The 18,647-nt window shown below is 70.6% G+C and carries 16 protein-coding genes and 2 tRNA genes; 1 reads left to right on the top strand and 17 read right to left on the bottom strand.

The features are described from left to right. Window positions 1-328: 328 nt before the first annotated feature. The 12 genes from ACFYXM_RS14935 to ACFYXM_RS14880 form a co-directional block, all read right to left on the bottom strand. Window positions 329-1,174 (bottom strand): DegV family protein, encoded by an 846-nt coding sequence (locus ACFYXM_RS14935; RefSeq protein ID WP_389289404.1) that lies wholly within the window; start codon window positions 1,172-1,174, stop codon window positions 329-331. Between the two features lie 108 nt (window positions 1,175-1,282). Then, window positions 1,283-2,068, bottom strand: coding sequence for a hypothetical protein (locus ACFYXM_RS14930; RefSeq protein WP_389289403.1), 786 nt, complete (start codon window positions 2,066-2,068; stop codon window positions 1,283-1,285). Window positions 2,069-2,239: 171 nt separating this feature from the next. Continuing rightward, window positions 2,240-5,107: a leucine--tRNA ligase gene (gene leuS / locus ACFYXM_RS14925; protein WP_389289402.1), complete on the bottom strand. Its 2,868-nt coding sequence runs from the start codon at window positions 5,105-5,107 to the stop codon at window positions 2,240-2,242. A gap of 516 nt (window positions 5,108-5,623) precedes the next feature. Next, window positions 5,624-5,696: transfer RNA gene (locus tag ACFYXM_RS14920), tRNA-Ala, on the bottom strand. Between the two features lie 135 nt (window positions 5,697-5,831). Beyond that, window positions 5,832-6,065 (bottom strand): hypothetical protein, encoded by a 234-nt coding sequence (locus tag ACFYXM_RS14915; RefSeq protein ID WP_026277450.1) that lies wholly within the window; start codon window positions 6,063-6,065, stop codon window positions 5,832-5,834. 715 nt (window positions 6,066-6,780) lie between these two features. Further along, a tRNA-Ala gene (locus ACFYXM_RS14910) sits at window positions 6,781-6,853 on the bottom strand. Window positions 6,854-7,025: 172 nt separating this feature from the next. After that, on the bottom strand, window positions 7,026-7,679 hold the full coding sequence (locus ACFYXM_RS14905) for a histidine phosphatase family protein (RefSeq protein WP_389289496.1): 654 nt from the start codon (window positions 7,677-7,679) through the stop codon (window positions 7,026-7,028). Continuing rightward, a complete protein-coding gene (gene rsfS / locus ACFYXM_RS14900) occupies window positions 7,676-8,107 on the bottom strand; it encodes a ribosome silencing factor (protein WP_073783528.1) in 432 nt (143 codons plus the stop codon). Before rsfS ends, ACFYXM_RS14905 begins: the two co-directional genes overlap by 4 nt. Before the next feature lie 386 nt (window positions 8,108-8,493). Beyond that, window positions 8,494-10,404, bottom strand: coding sequence for an LCP family protein (locus tag ACFYXM_RS14895; RefSeq protein WP_389289401.1), 1,911 nt, complete (start codon window positions 10,402-10,404; stop codon window positions 8,494-8,496). Between the two features lie 15 nt (window positions 10,405-10,419). Further along, window positions 10,420-11,037, bottom strand: a complete 618-nt coding sequence (nadD, locus tag ACFYXM_RS14890; protein WP_351519841.1) for a nicotinate-nucleotide adenylyltransferase — start codon at window positions 11,035-11,037, stop codon at window positions 10,420-10,422. A gap of 38 nt (window positions 11,038-11,075) precedes the next feature. After that, window positions 11,076-11,240 carry a hypothetical protein gene (locus tag ACFYXM_RS14885; protein WP_389289400.1) on the bottom strand — a complete coding sequence of 55 codons (165 nt, stop codon included), beginning with the start codon at window positions 11,238-11,240 and terminating at the stop codon, window positions 11,076-11,078. Between the two features lie 83 nt (window positions 11,241-11,323). Next, window positions 11,324-11,485 (bottom strand): hypothetical protein, encoded by a 162-nt coding sequence (locus ACFYXM_RS14880; RefSeq protein WP_389289399.1) that lies wholly within the window; start codon window positions 11,483-11,485, stop codon window positions 11,324-11,326. A gap of 110 nt (window positions 11,486-11,595) precedes the next feature. On the opposite strand from ACFYXM_RS14880, the gene ACFYXM_RS14875 reads away from it, so the two are divergent. Next, window positions 11,596-12,729 carry a M48 family metallopeptidase gene (locus tag ACFYXM_RS14875; RefSeq protein WP_389289398.1) on the top strand — a complete coding sequence of 378 codons (1,134 nt, stop codon included), beginning with the start codon at window positions 11,596-11,598 and terminating at the stop codon, window positions 12,727-12,729. On the opposite strand, the gene ACFYXM_RS14870 is transcribed toward ACFYXM_RS14875, so the two are convergent. The 5 genes from ACFYXM_RS14870 to proB all read right to left on the bottom strand — a co-directional run bounded on the left by ACFYXM_RS14870 (window position 12,653) and on the right by proB (window position 18,407). Next, on the bottom strand, window positions 12,653-13,783 hold the full coding sequence (locus ACFYXM_RS14870; protein WP_389289397.1) for a hypothetical protein: 1,131 nt from the start codon (window positions 13,781-13,783) through the stop codon (window positions 12,653-12,655). The two genes, ACFYXM_RS14875 and ACFYXM_RS14870, sit on opposite strands and share 77 nt — an antisense overlap. Window positions 13,784-14,344: 561 nt before the next feature. Continuing rightward, the gene (locus ACFYXM_RS14865; protein WP_389289396.1) at window positions 14,345-14,941 is read right to left on the bottom strand and encodes a hypothetical protein; all 597 of its coding nucleotides are present in this window, start codon (window positions 14,939-14,941) and stop codon (window positions 14,345-14,347) included. Window positions 14,942-15,018: 77 nt separating this feature from the next. Next, the gene (locus tag ACFYXM_RS14860; RefSeq protein WP_389289395.1) at window positions 15,019-16,302 is read right to left on the bottom strand and encodes a glutamate-5-semialdehyde dehydrogenase; all 1,284 of its coding nucleotides are present in this window, start codon (window positions 16,300-16,302) and stop codon (window positions 15,019-15,021) included. A gap of 299 nt (window positions 16,303-16,601) precedes the next feature. Further along, on the bottom strand, window positions 16,602-17,129 hold the full coding sequence (locus ACFYXM_RS14855; protein WP_389289394.1) for a hypothetical protein: 528 nt from the start codon (window positions 17,127-17,129) through the stop codon (window positions 16,602-16,604). 144 nt (window positions 17,130-17,273) lie between these two features. Next, window positions 17,274-18,407: a glutamate 5-kinase gene (gene proB / locus ACFYXM_RS14850; RefSeq protein ID WP_389289393.1), complete on the bottom strand. Its 1,134-nt coding sequence runs from the start codon at window positions 18,405-18,407 to the stop codon at window positions 17,274-17,276. Between the last annotated feature and the right edge of the window lie 240 nt (window positions 18,408-18,647).

Genomic DNA, 18,647 nt, shown 5'->3' with positions numbered 1-18,647 from the left:
TCACGACGGTAGGCACATTCACCCGAACCTGCTGAGCCGACCCGATTTCGGTGGACAACGGGCCAGTTGTGAATAACTCGGCCACACCGAGGAGTGAAATCCGGGGACCTGCCGGAACGCGGGCCGGAGGTCCCGAGGCCCACCGGTCGCAGACCACGAGCCGGACATCGAACCCGAGGGCTGCGGCTCCGAGCCGAAGACAGGATCCGCGGACCGCGACTCCGAGCCGAAGGCGGGATCCAAGGGCCGAGGGCCGAAAGCCGACGGGGGGGCGGGCCCAGTGCCAACGGGTGCGGGCCCGGGGTCGAAGGCCGGGAGCGGTCCGGCTTCAGCGTGGCGAGACAACCGCTCCGAGCAGACCGGGTCCGGTGTGCGCGCCGATCACCGCACCCACCTCGCTGACGTGCAGATCGACCAGGCCGGGCACCCGCTCGCGCAACCGTTCGGCGAGCCGTTCTGCCCGCTCCGACGCCGCCAGGTGGTGCACGGCGACATCCACCCGCGTGCTGCCCGCCGCCTCCGCGACGATCTCCTCCAGACGCGCGATCGCCTTCGACGCCGTCCGTACCTTCTCCAGCGGTTCGATACGGCCGCTCTCCAGCCGGAGCAGCGGCTTCACCGCGAGCGCCGATCCCAACAGCGCCTGAGCGGCGCCGATACGGCCGCCCCGGCGCAGATAGTCCAGCGTGTCGACGTAGAAGTATGCGGACGTGCCCGCGGCCCGCTTCTCCGCAGCCGCGACGGCCTCGTCAAGACTTCCGCCCTCCTCCACCGTCTCCGCCGCCTCCAGCGCGCAGAACCCGAGGGCCATGGCGACCATTCCGGTGTCCACCACACGTACCGGAACCGGCGCGTCCTTCGACGCGAGCAGCGCGGCGTCGTAGGTGCCCGACATCTCGGCGGAGAGGTGGAGCGAGACGATGCCGGAGGCCCCGGCGTCGGCCGCCGCCCGGTACGCGGCCGAGAAGACCTCCGGGCCGGGCCGGGACGTCGTCACGGGGCGGCGCTTCTGGAGCGCCGAGGCGAGCTCGCGGGCGGAGAGCTCCGTGCCGTCCTCCAGGGCCTGATCGCCGAGGACGACGGTCAGAGGCACCGCGGTGATGCCGTGCCGCTCCATCGCCTCGGGCGGCAGATAGGCCGTGGAATCGGTGACGATCGCGACATGGCGGGACATGAGCGGGAGGTTACCTGGCGGGCCCGCCACTCGGCAGTCCGACCCCGACCGCTGGACCGCTCCCGCTCACTTCGGGCCACATCCTGGCGCTTTCGGCCACCGAACGGTTCAGGTGGTCGTTTCCGGCCGAGCTGTCTTCTGCCACGGGTATTCGGGCTGGATACGGTGGTCCGGAGCCGGTATGGCCCGCTCCCGGCCGTCGGCCGTCCCGCGCTCCTGCCGCTGGTTCCCCTCCCCCTGCCCACCGCGGTCGGCCTGCCCCCGGTCCTCTGCCCGTGCGCGACCGTCGGCCTGTGTGTGAGCGTCGGGCCGCGGGTCGTGGCTCCGCTCCCGGACGGGCTCGTTCGGCTCGACCGTCCAGTGCCGCAACGCTCCGGCCTCCATGTCGATCTGCGCGTTCAGCGCCTCCAGATCGTCGTCGACGAACCGCCGTGCCCGGTCCCGGGCGGCCCAGCGCAGCGAGTCCGCCGAGTGCGTGATCCGCTCCGTGCGCTCCTTCAGCTCCGGCAGCAGCGCGGCGACCGTCGCCCGGTCGGGCTCGCGCTCCAGCCTCCTCAGATCCTCGTCGAGCTCGCGTCCGTGCACACTGAGCCGCCGGAAGAGGTCCAGTGACTCCGAGAGCGAGGCGTCCTCGACGGCTCCCGCCCGCAGCGCCTCCTGCGTGGCCCGCATCGACGTGCGCAGCGAGAGGCGCAGCTGCGCGAGCTCTCCGCCCACGCCCGTCTGGCCGTAGCTCTTCGCTCGCAGCGTGGTGTCCTCGACCGCGCGGCGTGCCTGGACGATCGTCCGGTCCACACCCCGCTTCGCCGCGCCGATGGCCTTGACGCTCGCGTACACCCCCAGGGCGATGAACGCGAAAAAGAGCAATCCCAGGATCAGGATCACGGCTTCCATGAGCGCCCCTCGGGTGTCGTATCGATGCCGGCCACTCCACCGTAAACGCTACGGGCAGGCCAAGGGTTCCTTCGGAACCCCCAACCTGCCCGTAGGGGAACGCCCCCGGTCACACGGGGCGGCCTGCCGGTCGCCCGTCCGTGCCCCTCACGCGGGGACGATCACCGCCGTTCACGCGGGAACGATGTTGACCAGCTTCGGCGCTCGGACGATCACCTTCCGGATGCCCGCACCGCCCAGGGCGGCGACCACGGCCGGGTCCGCCAGGGCCTGGGCCTCCAGGTCCTCGTCCGAGATCGTCGGCGGGATCTCCAGGCGCGCCTTGACCTTGCCCTTGACCTGCACCACACAGGTCACGGTCTCGTCCACGACGTACGCGGGGTCGGCGACGGGGAAGTCCTGGTGCACCACGGACCCGGTGTGGCCCAGACGCCGCCACAGCTCCTCCGCGATGTGCGGGGCCAGCGGCGCCACCAGCAGCACCAGCGACTCGGCGACGCTCCGGGACACCGGGCCGCCCGCCTTCGTCAGGTGGTTGTTCAGCTCGGTGACCTTGGCGATGGCGGTGTTGAAACGCATGCCGGCCATGTCCCGGCCGACCCCGTCGATCGCCTTGTGCAGCGCGCGCAGCGTCTCCTCGTCCGGGTCCGCGGCGACGACCGTGACCGCGCCGGTCTCCTCGTCGACGATGTTGCGCCACAGCCGCTGCAGCAGTCGGAACTGGCCGACGACCGCGCGCGTGTCCCACGGCCGCGACACGTCCAGGGGGCCCATGGCCATCTCGTACAGGCGCAGCGTGTCCGCCCCGTACTCGGCGCAGATCTCGTCCGGCGTGACGGCGTTCTTCAGGGACTTGCCCATCTTGCCCAGGACGCGGCTGACCTTCTCGCCCTGGTGGAAGAACTTCCCGTCCCGCTCCTCGACCTCGGCCGCCGGGACCGCGATGCCGCGGCTGTCCCGGTAGACGTACGCCTGGATCATGCCCTGGTTGTACAGCTTGTGGAACGGCTCGGAGGACGAGATGTGCCCCAGGTCGTGCAGCACCTTGGACCAGAAGCGGGCGTACAGCAGGTGCAGCACGGCGTGCTCCTGGCCGCCGACGTACAGGTCGACGCCCCCGGTCGGCTGCCCCTCGCGCGGGCCCATCCAGTACTGCTCGATCGCCGGGTCGACCAGCTTCGAGTCGTTGTTCGGGTCCAGATAGCGCAGCTCGTACCAGCAGGAGCCCGCCCAGTTGGGCATGGTGTTGGTCTCGCGGCGGTACTTCTTGGGGCCGTCGCCCAGGTCCAGGGTGACGTTGACCCACTCGGCGTTCCGGGACAGCGGCGTCTCGGGCTGGGTGTCCGCGTCGTCGGGGTCGAAGGTGCGCGGCGAGTAGTCGTCGACCTCCGGCAGCTCCAGGGGCAGCATCGACTCGGGCAGCGCGTGGGCCACGCCGTCCTCGTCGTAGACGATGGGGAACGGCTCGCCCCAGTAGCGCTGCCGGCTGAACAGCCAGTCGCGCAGTCGGAAATTGACGGTGCCCTCGCCGACGCCGTGCTCCTTCAGCCACTCGGTGATCTCCGCCTTGGCGTCGACGACACCCAGCCCGTCCAGCGAGATCTCGTCGCTGGCGGAGTTGACCAGCTTCGCGTCGTACGAGGCGAAGGCGTCGTCCCAGGTCGAGGGGTCCGTGCCGCGGTCGTCCGACGGCTCGACGACACAGCGCATCGGCAGCTCGAAGGCGCGCGCGAAGGCGAAGTCGCGCGCGTCGTGCGCCGGAACGGCCATGATCGCGCCGGTGCCGTACCCCATCAGGACGTAGTCGGCGATGAAGACCGGGACCTTCTCGCCGCTGACCGGGTTGGTCGCGTACGCGCCGGTGAAGACGCCGGTCTTGTCCTTGGCCTCGGCCTGCCGCTCCACGTCGGACTTGGCGGCGGCCAGCTTGCGGTACGCGGCGACGGCCTCGGCCGGGGTGGCGTGTCCACCGGTCCATACCGGGTGGGTGCCCTCCGGCCAGGCGTCCGGAACGATCCGCTCCACCAGCTCGTGCTCCGGCGCCAGCACCATGTAGGTGGCCCCGAACAGGGTGTCCTGCCGGGTGGTGAAGACGGTGATGGCGTCCGCGCCGTCGACCGGGAAGTCGACCCGCGCGCCTTCGGAACGCCCGATCCAGTTGCGCTGCTGCAGCTTGATGGCCTCGGGCCAGTCCAGCCCGTCCAGATCGTTCAGCAGCCGGTCGGCGTAGGCCGTGATACGCATGTTCCACTGGCGCAGCTTGGCCTTGAAGACCGGGAAGTTCCCGCGCTCGGAGCGCCCGTCGGCCGTCACCTCCTCGTTGGCCAGCACGGTGCCCAGGCCGGGCGACCAGTTGACCGGCGCGTCGGAGGCGTACGCCAGGCGGTACTCGCTCAGGATGTCCGCGCGCTCGACGGCGCTCAGCACGCTCCAGTCACGGCCGTCCGGGGTGGGGCGGGCACCGCTCTCGAACTGTGCGACCAGCTCGTCGATCGGACGGGCCCGGTCGGCCTCGGTGTCGTACCAGGAGTTGAAGATCTGCAGGAAGATCCACTGGGTCCACTTGTAGTACTCCGACTCGATCGTGGCGAACGAGCGGCGCTTGTCGTGGCCCAGACCCAGCCGTCGCAGCTGGGCCGTCATGTTCTCGATGTTGGCCTCGGTGGAGACCCGCGGGTGTGTGCCGGTCTGCACGGCGTACTGCTCCGCGGGCAGGCCGAAGGCGTCGAAACCCAGGGTGTGCAGCACGTTGTGCCCGGTCATCCGCTGGTGACGCGCGAAGACGTCGGTGGCGATGTAGCCCAGGGGGTGTCCGACGTGCAGCCCCGCACCCGAGGGGTACGGGAACATGTCCATGATGAACTTTTTCGGTTTGGCGGCCAGCTCCGAGTCGCCCGCCAGGTCACCGGTCGGGTTCGGCGCCTCGTAGGTGCCCTCGGCGTCCCAGAAGTCCTGCCAGCGTGCCTCGATGTCGGCGGCCAGCGCCGCCGTGTAGCGGTGCGGCGCAGCCGCCTCGGCTGCGGAATTCGTCTCGCTCATGGTCCTCAAAGCTCCATCGATCGTCATCTGCCGGCGCCCATGTCTACGGACACGCGTCTACGGAAACGAAAAATCCCCTCGCACAGGAGGGGACGCCGCGCCGATTCCGACCAGGCATTCTCACCGGTCGGGACTGATCAGCGCGGCTCGCTAAGCAGAAGGCGTACGGCACGCATGGCGCCAGGGTACCGCACGGTCCCGGAACCGGTCCGGGCGTGACCGGCCCTCGGACAAGTGGCAGGGCCTGCTCCGCACAGCTCGCCTCCCACCGCCCGGGAGAGCCCGCTTCGGGACGCGCTTCCGCGCACGGCGCCGACCGACTCGCCCGGGCCGATGCGCCGGATCGACCGCCCCGCGCGTGAGCCGACGCGCGGACCGGGGCGCACAAGCCCGGCTCTGGTGGCCGATGTGCCCGATGCGCCGGCCCGACACACTCGACGCGCCCGGCGCTTCCGACATACACATACGAGAAGCGGGTCACTCCTTGAAGGATGACCCGCTTCTCGTTCTTCACTGTGGAGCTAAGGAGAATTGAACTCCTGACCTCCTGCATGCCATGCAGGCGCTCTACCAACTGAGCTATAGCCCCGCGTTGTCCACCTTCTGGTTCCCCGTGGCGACATCGAGAACATTACCGGTGACCCCGCCACTCCACCAAATCGTTTCGCGCCCGACCGGATCCGACCTGCTTCGTCGGCGTCATGAGCGCACCTGTCACGCGGTCTCAGGCGGTGGCGAAGGAGTAGAAGCGCTTGAGTGTGCAGTGCTCGTCCAGCAGCCGTCCGTAGATCGGCTCCCCCTCCAGCTCCCGGTAGGTCTCGATGGGGTCGCCTTTTATGATCAGCGCCCGCGCGCACTCCTCGCACCAGTACTGGTACTCGGGATTGACCGGGTCCATGTCCCTGACGATGGGCGTACCGCTGCCGCACCAGTCGCACTTCCGCCTGTGAGCACCCATGGGTCAGCTCCGGCTTCGCTCGCCGACGACGGACACGTGAAGGTTCCGGCCGCCGTCGCCGAGCGCGTGAGGTCGGCCACCCGCGGGCCGGTCGGCACGCGTGCCGTGGGTACGGATGCGAAGTCCGGGGACGAGGGGCAGGTCCGGGACCTCGTGGCGGCTCGCAGGCATCGCGCGCTCCCTCCCGTTCGGTCCGTAGCCCCCTCCGGCGTTCCGATTCTGCCATGAGCCTGCAAGAGGGGCAGCCCACCGCGGATCCGGCCGGTCACCACCGCCTCCCAAGCGCCGGCCGAGCCCCCGCCTCCCGGGATCCGCCGGGGCGAATCCACCGGTGAGCAGAGCCTCTTGGTATCGCACGGGTCGCGATCCGCCCCGCCCGGACCACCGTCGAGCGACACGGCCGCGCCGCACGGAGCGGCCCGGCCGGAACGGGAGTGAGCGGCCACGCGGCGCCAACTCCCTTGGAGGACCACCGATGACGAGGAACGTGGACGGTGACGGCACGTCAACAGGACCGACACCAAAGGCGTCTCGCCCCCCGGACGGCACCGGCAGAGGAACGAGGGACAGAAGAGAACGGGCGGCCGTCGTCGCGACGGATGCCGCAGAACCTGGCGCCGAGCGGCTGAGCAGCGCAGCCGTACGGAGCCAAGGACTCCTTTATCGACGGGAACGCAAGGATCCCGCCCCCTGACAGGGACGGGATCCTTGATTGTGGAGCTAAGGAGAATTGAACTCCTGACCTCCTGCATGCCATGCAGGCGCTCTACCAACTGAGCTATAGCCCCGCTGTTCGCTTTGTTTCTTGCGTTTCCGCCCCGCGAACAAGAAGAACTCTAGCCTGTGACCAGCCAGAAAGTGAAATCCGGCAGCTGCCGCCCCACGGGAGACCCTCCTGGGGCTCCGCAGGGACCTTCTTACGGCGCCGACCCCGGCGAGAGCCCTGCCACGAGAGCCCGGCTATGTGTCGTCGCCCAGCACCGGCTCGGGGAGCGTGCCCGCGTTGTGCTCCAGCAGTCGCCAGCCGCGCGCGCCCTCGCCGAGCACCGACCAGCAGCAGTTGGAGAGCCCACCGAGCCCTTCCCAGTGGTGCGACTCCAGGCCCAGCAGCCGACCGATGGTGGTGCGGATGGTGCCGCCGTGGCTGACCACGACGAGTGTGCCGCTGTCGGGCAGCTTGTCGGCGTGTTCGAGTACGACCGGGGCGGCCCGGTCGGCGACCTCGGTCTCCAACTCGCCGCCGCCGCGTCGCACCGGCTCGCCGCGCTTCCACGCGGCGTACTCCTCGCCGTACCGTCCGACGATCTCCTCGTGGGTGAGCCCCTGCCAGGCGCCGGCATAGGTCTCGCGCAGTCCCGCGTCGTGCGCGACCTCCATGCCGGCGAGCACGGCGAGCTCGGCGGCCGTGGCGGTCGCCCGGCGCAGATCGGACGCGACGATCGCGTGCGGATTCAGCGAGGCGAGCAGCCGGGCGGCCCGTCGGGCCTGTCCGACGCCCGTCTCGGTGAGCGGGATGTCCGTGGAGCCCTGAAACCGGTGTTCCAGGTTCCACGCTGTCTGGCCGTGTCGCCAGAGGACGATTTTGCGGCCCCTGCCGCTCCTGCTGCCGTTCAGCTCCGCTCGCCTTCCGTGCCGCCGGTGAGCTGGGCGTGCTCCTCGGCCTTGCCCCGGGTCTTGACGGCGTCCTCGGGGAGCTCGATCTCGGGGCAGTCCTTCCAGAGGCGCTCCAGCGCGTAGAAGACCCGCTCCTCGTTGTGCTGGACGTGGATGACGATGTCGACGTAGTCGAGGAGGATCCAGCGGGCGTCGCGGTCGCCCTCGCGGCGCACCGGCTTGGCGCCGAGCTCCTTCAGGAGCCGCTCCTCGATCTCGTCGACGATGGACTTGACCTGGCGGTCGTTGGGCGCCGAGGCCAGCAGGAAGGCGTCCGTGATCGACAGCACATCGCTGACGTCGTACGCGATGATGTCGTGCGCGAGCCGGTCGGCGGCCGCCTGGGCGGCGGTGTTGATGAGCTCGATGGAGCGGTCCGTGGCGGTCACAAGCAGGCTTTCGTCGGCGGTCGGTTCACCCTCGCGGGGGTCGCTGAGAACCTCCCGGAGGCTGCTGCTCGTCCCGGCCGTGTCGGCACGCGGCCGTCCGGTACGCACGACTGCGGTCCCCCGGGGCGGCCTCCTGGCGGAGCAGTCGGGCCGTTTCGGCGGCGCCGCAGACGCACGCGCCGGGCGTCGGAGGCCCGGCCGAGATCTTCAGCACCCTCCTAGGGTCTCACGGACCACCGACAGCCCACACAACAAACGTTCGGAGAGCTTCCGGCATCGGCGGGGGTGGGCCCGCCCGGCCCGGTTCCGGGACCGGCCGGGCCCCGGTCCCGGAACCCTGGCCGAGTGGCCGAGGTCCGACACCGGGGCCCGGGGCCCGGCTCAGGTCATTTGGCCGGGTAGTCCTGCCCGAGCAGGACGGACACGACCGCGTTGGAGAAGGGGTTCCCCTGCTTGACCGCGCTCGTCGGCAGCCCCAGGGTCTTGGCGACCTGCGTCGCCGTCTCCTTGTCCTCGGGCTTCTTGTAGATCACCTCGGACGACGCCGCGGTCTCGGTCGCACTGCTGCCGGCGAAGACGTACCCGCCGTTGACCAGCTTGATCCGGGCGGACTCCGAACTGTCCTTGTCACCGGTGGCGTTCTTGATGGCGACACGCACCGCCGCACCGGCCTCCGGGGCCTTCACCGTGCCGCCCAGGATGTCCTCGACGACACCCTCGGCGGCTGTGTCACTGAGCGTGCCGTCGGCCTGCGCCGCCAGCAGCGTCGTCTTGTAGTCACCCATCTTGGCGTGCCGGGCGAGCTTCGCCAGGGAGGCGCCGAGGTCCTTCTCGGGGAGCGAGGGATCGAGGATCTGCGCCAGGGTCTGCACGGTCACGGTGGCGGCCTTCGGGTCGTCCGAGATCTTCCGCAGCACGCCCCGCAGCACCTCGCCGAACCGCATGAGCTGCTTCGCCTCGTCCTCGCCGGGCGCCCGGTAGGTGGCGTACGCGACGGCCATCCGGCCGCTCAGGGTCTGCGCCTCCCCCTTCTTCACCAATGGAGAGGCGTCCTTCTTCGTGTCGGGCACGTCGGTGTCGGTGTCGATGTCGATGTTGCCGACGAGATCGACGAGGGTCTCCAGGTAAGGAGTGTCGAGCCGCCAGGTGCCGCTGATCCTGGTGCCGAGCAGCGTGTCGATCGACTCTCGGGTGCCAGTGGTGCCGTCGTCCTCGACGGACTTGCCGAGGGTGGTCATGGCCCCCTCGTCGTCGGCGACCGCGAGGGAGTTGGGGAGCAGGACGGTGCTCCCCTTCTTGGTCGTCACGTTGTCGACGAGCAGCGCCGTGGAGGTACCGCCCTTCTTGGTGTCGTGGAGGTGGACCACGATGACGTCCCGCTGCTGCGGGCCCGTCGCCGCGGTGCTGCCCTTCTCCGAGTCGGAGAGGCCGGGGAGCATCCCGGCGGACCACAGATAGCCGACACCGCCGACGATCACGAGAGCCGCCACGACTATCAGCGCGACCATGCGGTTGCGGCCGCGGCGTCGCGCCTCCTCGCGCCGCTCGCTGCGGCTCTCGGTGAACTTGAGCCAGTCGATGACGTCTTCGGAGTCCTCGTCGGGCTCCTCGATGAAGGAGAACTGCTCGGTGCGGTAGTCCGGACGGCGCTGCCCCGGAACCGTCGAATCCGATTCGGCCCCGGACTCCGACCGCTGTTCCGGCTCGGCCCGGTCGGGAGCCGGTGTCCCTGGCGCGGTCGGCGCCGAGGCCGCGGACGGCACCGCTTGCGCGGCGGACCGCTGCTGCGGATATGCCTCGGCCTCCTGCGGGGGAGCCGCCGCCTGTTGCGGGATGTTCCACTGCTGCGCGGTGTCGACGGCGGCGGGCTGCCGACCGGTGTCGTAACCGTAGCCGTCGTAGCCGCCGTACGCCTGCTGTTCAGGCTGCTGCTGGTGGGATTGGGTCTGATGTGCCTGCTGGGGCGCCTGGGCGGCATACGGGTCGTACGTCTGCGGCTGAGCCGGATGCGCCTGCTGGGGCTGAGCGTAGGGGTCGTATCCGTACACCTGACCCGTTCCGTAGCCGCTCTGATCAGTGCCGTTGCCGATCTCGCCGGTTCCGTAGCCACCCTGGTCGGCCGGGTACGAGTGCTGCTGGGGCTGCTGCGGGTGCTGAATGTGCTGGGACGCGTACGGGTCGTATGTGTCGTACGCCTGCGGTCCGGCCTGCTGGTACACCGGCTGCCCGTACTCGTCGTAGCCGACGATCTGCGGCTGCTGGTAATACGGGTCGTACGGGTTCTGTCGGTCGTTCACCGGTGCCCCTCTGGCTCATTCGCCGCGGTACAGCTGGCGCTTGTCGATGTAGCGAACCACGCCGTCCGGCACCAGGTACCAGACCGGTTCCCCCTGCGCGACCCTCTCGCGGCAGTCCGTGGACGAGATCGCGAGCGCGGGCACCTCCACGAGGGAGACGCCGCCCTCCGGCAGTCCGGGGTCGGTGAGCGTGTGGCCCGGTCGTGTCACACCGATGAAGTGGGCGAGCGAGAAGAGTTCGTCGGCGTCCCGCCAGGTGAGGATCTGGGCGAGCGCGTCGGCACCGGTGATGAAGAAGAGATCCGCGTCGCCGTGGATCGCGCGCAGATCCCGCAGCGTGTCGATGGTGTACGTCGGTCCGCTGCGGTCGATGTCGCTCCGGCTGACCGAGAACTGCGGGTTGGAAGCCGTCGCGATGACCGTCATCAGATAGCGGTCCTCGGCCGGGGAGACGCGCTTGTGGCTCTTCTGCCAGGGCTGCCCGGTCGGAACGAAGATCACCTCGTCGAGGCGGAACTGGGCGGCCACTTCGCTGGCCGCCACCAGGTGTCCATGATGGATCGGGTCGAACGTCCCGCCCATCACGCCGATACGGCGCTTTCCGCTGCCGGTAGGCATTTCCTGCTCTTCCATGCGTGCAGAGCCTACTGGCACAGTTGTTCGCCTTCGCTTCAGCGGTCGCGGTTGAAGCGGGTGGTGATCCACAGCAGGAGCATCAACCCGATGAACGCGCCGCCGCCGACGATGTACGGGTTGAGGCTCGGATGGTTGCCACCGTGCTCGCCGCCCTCGGCGGCAAGGGTGACCAGCTGGTGCGCGGCGCTCGTGAGGCTCATCTTCGACAGGACCTTCGATCGGGGGTCGGAAGCAGGATGTCGCGCACATCGTATGCGGGCGCCCCCGGCGTGCTCACGCCGACTCAGTCGTTGTCGCCGTCATCACCGTTGCCGCGGTACCCGCGGAGCAGGAACCAGGCGAGCAGCACGGCTCCGACGAGCGCGGCGAGCAGCACGAGACGGAACGTGCCGCCGAGCCCCTGGTCCTCGGAAGCGGCGGCGAGCAGGGCAACGGTGTATGGCATCTCGGGCGTCTCCTCAGTTGTCCACAGCCCCCCGCACACCGTAGCCCCAGCGCCTACGCTGGGATCCGTCAGGGGGCGGGCGACGTCTCGTACGAACAGGGGGCCCATTCATGACCGAACACAACTATGAGAGCGGCGAGAACGTGCCGAGCAGGCAGCGCCGGCGCTTCGCGGGGATCTCGTCCCGGGCCTACGAACACCCGGCGGACCGCTCGGCCCTGGTGGCCCTGCGCAAGCTGAGCGGTTTCGACACCGTCTTCAGGACACTGAGCGGTCTGCTGCCCGAGCGCAGCCTGCGACTGCTCTTCCTCTCCGACTCCGTCCGGGTGAGCGACGCGCAGTTCGTCCATCTCAATGACATGCTGCGGGACGCCTGTTACATCCTGGACCTGGAGAAGGTCCCGCCGATGTACGTCAGCCAGGATCCGCAGCCCAATGCCATGTGCATCGGTCTCGACGAGCCGATCATCGTGGTGACCACGGGGCTGGTGGAGCTGCTCGACGAGGAGGAGATGCGGGCCGTCATCGGCCACGAGGTGGGGCACGCCCTCTCCGGCCATGCCGTGTACCGCACGATTCTGCTGTTCCTCACGAACATCGCGCTGAAGGTCGCCTGGATCCCGCTCGGCAATGTGGCGATCATGGCGATCGTGACGGCACTGCGCGAGTGGTTCCGCAAGTCGGAGCTGTCCGCCGACCGCGCGGGGCTGCTGGTCGGACAGGATCTGCGCGCGTCGATGCGCGGACTGATGAAGATCGCGGGCGGCAACCATCTCCACGAGATGAACGTGGACGCCTTCCTCGCGCAGGCCGACGAGTACGAGAAGGGCGGCGACCTGCGCGACTCCGTGCTCAAGATCCTCAACCTGCTGCCCCGCTCACACCCGTTCACCACCGTGCGCGCGGCCGAGCTGAAGAAGTGGTCCGAGAGCCGCGACTACCAGCGGATCATGGACGGTCACTACCCGCGGCGGGACGAGGACAAGGACACCTCGGTCACGGATTCCTTCCGGCAGTCCGCGGCGCACTACGCGGACGCGGTGCGGACCAGCAAGGATCCGCTGATGAAGCTCGTCGGCGACATAGCGGGCGGTGCCGGGGACCTGGGGGGAAGGCTCCGCGACAAGTTCACCGGTCAGGGCGGGGGCGCGGCCGGGAAGGGCGGTGCTACGGGTGACTCCCCGGGCTCGGCGCGGCCGGATGAGCCCCGGGACCCCGAGGGGCCGGAGCCGACGGGGAACTGACCACGAGCGTTCCGCAGAGCGCCCCTGTGGGCCGGCCCGTGTCGTACGGGTCGGTGCCCGCGGGACCGCGGGAGGCGGCGCGCTCACCGGCGAGCAGGGGCCGCAGGACACCCGTGGTGTCCGACGGGCACGTCTGCGGCCCGGCCTGGACGTAGCTGGTGCGCAGCTCCAGCCGGTGCAGGCGCAGGTCCTCACGGTCGAAGCGGAAGTGCAGCTCGCGCCGCACGGTGAAGAGCGAGGCACCGCCCATTCGCTGGGGTCCGGAGGCGGCGGGGCGGAGCGTGTACGTGAAGGTGTGGTCCGACACCACCTCCAGCGTGTCGGCCCCCGCCTCGCTGTAGCTCAACGTGCCCCGGACCCGGATGTCGGGACTGGCCAGGGCCACCTTCGCCGGGTCGAAGCGGACCAGCCAGCCGGCGGGTGCGTGCTGCCCGTCGTCTTCCGGCCGGTGCATGCTGCGCTCGAACTGAGCCATCTGGTCGGGGTCGAGCAGCATCTCCACCGGCCGCAGCGCGTGCCCGGTGAGGACGTCGGGGTCGAGCGAGGACGCGACCAGGTAGTCCTTGACGGTGGCCAGCGCCGTCGCCACCTGGTTGTCCGAGAAGTTGTCGGTGGCCCTGACCGGCGGCGAGTTGATGCCCGCCGCGCCCTTCGCGAACTGTGCGGCGGGGCTCCGGGAGAGGAGGCCGGAGGCCGTTCCGCCGGGTACGGGCTCGCGCGGGGCCAGCGGGACGACAGTCGATCTCAGCACTTCGGCCTTTCGGCCGACGGGCATCTGGTAGGGGTGGCGAAGGCCCATGTAAACGGCCGTTCCGAAGGCCAGCGCGATCAGGAGGACCAGGGCGATGGCGGCGCGGGAACCGGCCTTGAATCTTCGGGGAGGGAGACTGCGCACGGCAGGAGTGTGATCGGCGATGCGTTCCTGTGCGGAGAATTCCTTCAGCCGGGCAGCCCGAACGAACGACTCGTCGAAGACGAGTGACCTGTACTCGTCCTCACTGCCGCCCGGTGTGTTCTCGGACGGGCCTTCCGGTGGTTCTCCGCGGTGTGCCATGACTTCTCCCGACTCCACGTCACCGACCGAGGTCGAAACGCATCGCTCTGTCTCGGCCGATGGCTTCGGACAGGGCCCGCCCGTCATGGCGCGTATCGGTGCCCCATGACCACCCGTGTGCGGACGAGTGAGAAGCCCCCTCGGAGAGAGGGGTCACACCTTCAGGGTAGGTCGATTGCGGCCGCGGTAAACGCAGAGGCGAGAGAGAGCCGCCCCGGGGCGTGAGGGGGCCGTCCGGGCAGCCCGGTAAGGCCCGGACCCGGGAGCGGCCCGGGGACGGCCCCGGGCACACGACCCGAGCGCGGCACGGGGCCCGCCCCACGAAGCCGGACAGGGGCCGGGAGCGGCCCGGGAAGGTCCGGCACACGAACCGGGCGCGGTGAGCGAGGACCGGGCCGCGCGGGAAGCGATCCGGAGCCGGGGAGGAAGGCCCGAGCCGAACGGGGAGAGCAGCACCGGGAGAGCAGCACGGGGTACGGAGGGCGTTGGCCGAGCGGTGCGGAGGACGGCCCGGGGCGCGGGCAGCGAGCCCCGAGGGGGCTCGGCCGGTGGTCCGGCGGGTTAGCCGCTGCTGGGGATCGCGGAGGCTGTGAGGCGCGGCTGGCCGACCGGTGCCGAAGGCAGGGCGGTGGGGGCCGGCCCGGGGGCCGTGTCCACGCCCGTGGTGGCGGGTGGCGGGACGGGGTTCTGCCGGTTGCCCGACGCATTGCGGTAGACCGCCCCGAAGGCCAGCGCGACCATGCCGATGCCCATCAGCACGGCGAGGATCCAGGCCACGGGCCGGTGCCAGCGCGCCGACCCACGGTAGGGGCGCAGCGCCCCTCCGTGGCGGCCGTAGGGGTCGCCGTCGGGATCGAGCGGGTCGTAGGAGACGCCCTCGCCGCCGTACGGGCCGCCGCGGCCGTGGCCGTATCCCTCGCCGGAGAAGTCGTCGTCGTCCAGCGGGCCGCCGCCCGCCCTGGAGCGGGTCGCCTCGGCCTCCGCCCGTGCCTGCGCGGCCGCGAGCAGCCGTTCCACGGCAGTGGGTTCATGGATCTCGGCGGCCCGTACGAAGTCCTCGTCGAACACCACGGAGGCGAAGTCCTCGTCCGCGCCCCCGCGGTCGTCGTCGGGCTCCCAGCCGTCCGGGGACGGCCTGCCCCCCACGTCGTCCGGCACAGCTCCAGACTAGCCCCGGCGGGTCGTTCTGGGCAGGGAGCCCGCGTGACATTCACCGAACCCGGACGGTCGTCCGGTCACCGCACGTGGCCGTCGCCCGTGACGATGTACTTCGTCGAGGTCAGCTCGGGCAGCCCCATCGGGCCCCTGGCGTGCAGCTTCTGTGTGGAGATGCCGATCTCGGCGCCGAAGCCGAACTGCCCGCCGTCGGTGAAGCGCGTCGAGGCGTTCACGGCCACCGTCGTGGAGTCGACCAGTTGGGTGAAGCGGCGTGCGGCGGCCTGGGACGTGGTCACGATCGCCTCGGTGTGGCCGGAGGACCAGAGCCGGATGTGTGCGACGGCCGCGTCCAGGGAGTCCACGACTGCCGCGGCGATGTCGTAGGAGAGGTACTCGGTCTCCCAGTCCTCCGGGGTCGCCGGCACCACGGTGGCCTTGGAACCGGCGGCGTGTTCGAGAACCCGCTCGTCGCCGTGCACGGTCACCCCGGCCTCGGCCAGCGCGTCCAGGGCACGCGGCAGGAACTCCGCGGCCACGTCCTTGTGTACCAGGAGGGTCTCGGCGGCGTTGCAGACGCTCGGGCGCTGTGCCTTGGAGTTGACCAGGATGTCGACGGCCATGTCGATGTCGGTCCGCGCGTCCACGTAGACGTGGCAGTTGCCGGTGCCGGTCTCGATGACCGGAACGGTGGACTCCTCGACCACCGTGCGGATCAGCGAGGCGCCGCCGCGCGGGATGAGGACGTCGACGAGACCGCGGGCCCGCATCAGCTCGCGCACCGAGTCGCGGCTCTCGCCCGGCACCAGCTGCACCGCGTCGGCCGGGAGGCCCGAGCCGCCGACCGCGTCGCGGATCACCCGTACGAGTGCGGCGTTGGACGCGTATGCCGAGGACGAGCCGCGCAACAGCACGGCGTTGCCGGACTTGAGGCAGAGCGCGGCGGCGTCGACCGTGACGTTCGGGCGGGCCTCGTAGATGATGCCGACCACTCCGAGCGGCACCCGGACCTGCCGCAGATCGATGCCGTTGGGCAGGGTGGAGCCCCGGACGACCTCGCCGACCGGGTCGGGCAGCGCCGCCACGTCGCGTACGTCGGTGGCGATGGCGCGGATCCGCTCCGGAGTGAGGGTGAGGCGGTCGACGATCGCCTCGCTGGTCCCGGCTTCGCGGGCGCGGGCGACATCCTCGGCGTTGGCCTCGACGATCTCGCCCGTCCGCACCTCCAGCGCGTCCGCGATCGCGAGCAGCGCGTCGTCCTTCGCCGCGCGCGGCGAAGGCGCGATGTCGGCGGCGGCGGCGCGCGCCCGGTAGGCGGCCTGGGCGACCGGGGACATGTTGTCGTACGGCGAGAACGTGGTCATGCCCGCAGCGTAGTGCGCACACTGCGGGCATCCGCCACGTATCCCGTGATGCGAGACAACTGCCCCGCGGCCGGTCGTGCCCGGAACCCGTGCCGGATCGCCCGTGGCGGGGCATCCGCGGAATCCGTACCGCGCACCCGCGCGACGCTCCGTGCGCGAACCCGTGACCGGCCGCGCGCGGGACCCGTGCCGAACACCCGTGACCGGCCGCGCCCGGGGATGCGTGCCGACGCCCCCGGCCCATCGTGCCGGGGCCCCGGGCAGTCGCGCCCGGGGCCCTTGGCCGGTGGGACGGGTGCTCAGAAGGGGTGCACTCCGACCGGGGCCGCCGGGGGCGGCCCGTATCCTTCGGCGACGCGCTGGTGATACGTCTCGCGGTCGATGACCTCCAGACCGACGATCTCCCAGGGCGGAAGCCCGGCGGTGGAGCGGTGCTCTCCCCAGAGCCGCAGCGCGACAGCCGCGGCGTCGTGCAGGTCGCGGGCCTCCTCCCAGTAGCGGATCTCCGCGTGGTCGTTGGCATACCGGCTGGTCAGCAGGAAGGGATGGTCGTGCGCGAGCTGTTCGAGGCCGCGTCTGACCTCCCTGAGCGGGATCTCGACGCCCGAGACGCTCAACGTGACGTGCCAGAGCCTCGACGGGGTGCGCTCCGGGGCACGCCCCTCGGCCATCGGCCCCGGTCTCACCGCTGCGGGCCCGAACCCGGTGGTCCGGTCGTCCGTACGGTCCGCGGACCGGCTCCCGTCGAAGTCGGCACCTGCTCCGACACTGGTCAGGGCCCGGCCACCCGTTCCTCGGGGCGGCGCCCCCGGGCGCGCTCGTCTCACCGGCGGCCTCCTGTGTATGCGTTTACTGTGCGGTACCCCGCTGTGTCCCCATTACAAAGTTGACCAGTCCGCGGCCGGGGATGGGGTGGTTTTCATGAAGGTCTCCGTCCTGGGACGGGACTTTCAACCGTTTCAGGGGGTCTGTCAGCGGTGCAGAACGACAAGATCGTCCCTGTGTACGATCTCGCGCTCGTACGCCGGACCGAGTTCCCGTGCCAGGTCGCGGGTGGAGCGGCCGAGCAGTTGCGGGATCTCCTTCGCGTCGAAGTTGACGAGCCCGCGGGCCACGGGACGCCCTTCGGCATCGCGCAGTTCCACCGGATCACCGGCGTTGAACTCGCCCTCGACCGCCACGATCCCGGCGGGCAGCAGCGAGCCGTGCCGCTCGACGAGCGCGCGGACTGCCCCGTCGTCGATGGTCAGCGAGCCCTGCGGGGTGGAGGCGTGGGCGAGCCAGAGGTGCCGGTCGGCGGACCGCCGCCCGGTGCGGTGGAAGTACGTGCCGGTGTCGCGTCCGGCCAAGGCGTCTGCGGCCCGGCTCGCCGAGGTGAGGACGACGGGGACTCCGGCGGCGGTGGCGATCCGGGCGGCCTCGACCTTGGTGACCATGCCGCCGGTGCCGACACCCGCCTTCCCCGCGCTGCCGATGACGACCCCCGCCAGATCCTCGGGACCGGCCACCTCGGCGACGCGCGAGGCGCCCGGGATGCTCGGATCGCCGTCGTAGAGACCGTCCACGTCCGAGAGGAGGACCAGCAGGTCGGCGCGGACCAGGTGGGCGACGAGGGCCGCGAGCCGGTCGTTGTCGCCGAACCGGATCTCGTCCGTGGCCACGGTGTCGTTCTCGTTGACGATCGGGAACGCGCCCATGTCCAGGAGTTGGTCGAGGGTGCGGCAGGCGTTGCGGTAGTGGGCGCGGCGGCTGGTGTCGTTGCTGGTCAGCAGCACCTGCCCGACGCGTACGCCGTACCGCGCGAAGGAGGCGGTGTAGCGGGCTACGAGCAGCCCCTGCCCGACGCTGGCCGCGGCCTGCTGCCTGGCCAGGTCCTTGGGCCGCCGGTGCAGGCCGAGCGGGGCGAGCCCGGCGGCGATGGCGCCGCTGGAGACGAGCACGATCTCGCGCTCCCCGCCGCTGCGCACCTTGGCGAGCACGTCGACGAGCGCGTCGACCCGGTCGGCGTCGAGACCGCCCGCCGCCGTGGTGAGCGAGGAGGAACCGACCTTGACCACGATCCTGCGGGCCTCTGTGACGCCCTGCCTTGCCCCTGACACGTCCATCCCCAATGATTCGACCTCGCCCAGCCCCCGCAATCTACGTGAGAGAGGGGAACGGGCGCCCACGCGTTTCGCCCCGTGGACGCACAGGCCCTGGTTCTCCCGTTTCCGAACGATCCCAGCGCATTCGCGTATACGTCGTTCGTACATATGTCGGTACGCACACAGTGCGACCATCCCGGAACAGGCCGCCGTACCCCCTACGGATGTCGTAGCCCTGTCGCCCCGCCCCGCGCCCTTACA

The organism is Streptomyces sp. NPDC002476, assembly GCF_042889785.1.
In the GTDB taxonomy this organism is placed as follows: domain Bacteria; phylum Actinomycetota; class Actinomycetes; order Streptomycetales; family Streptomycetaceae; genus Streptomyces.
Note: the sequence above shows the minus strand (reverse complement) of the source record. Positions and strands in the feature narration are given on the sequence as shown.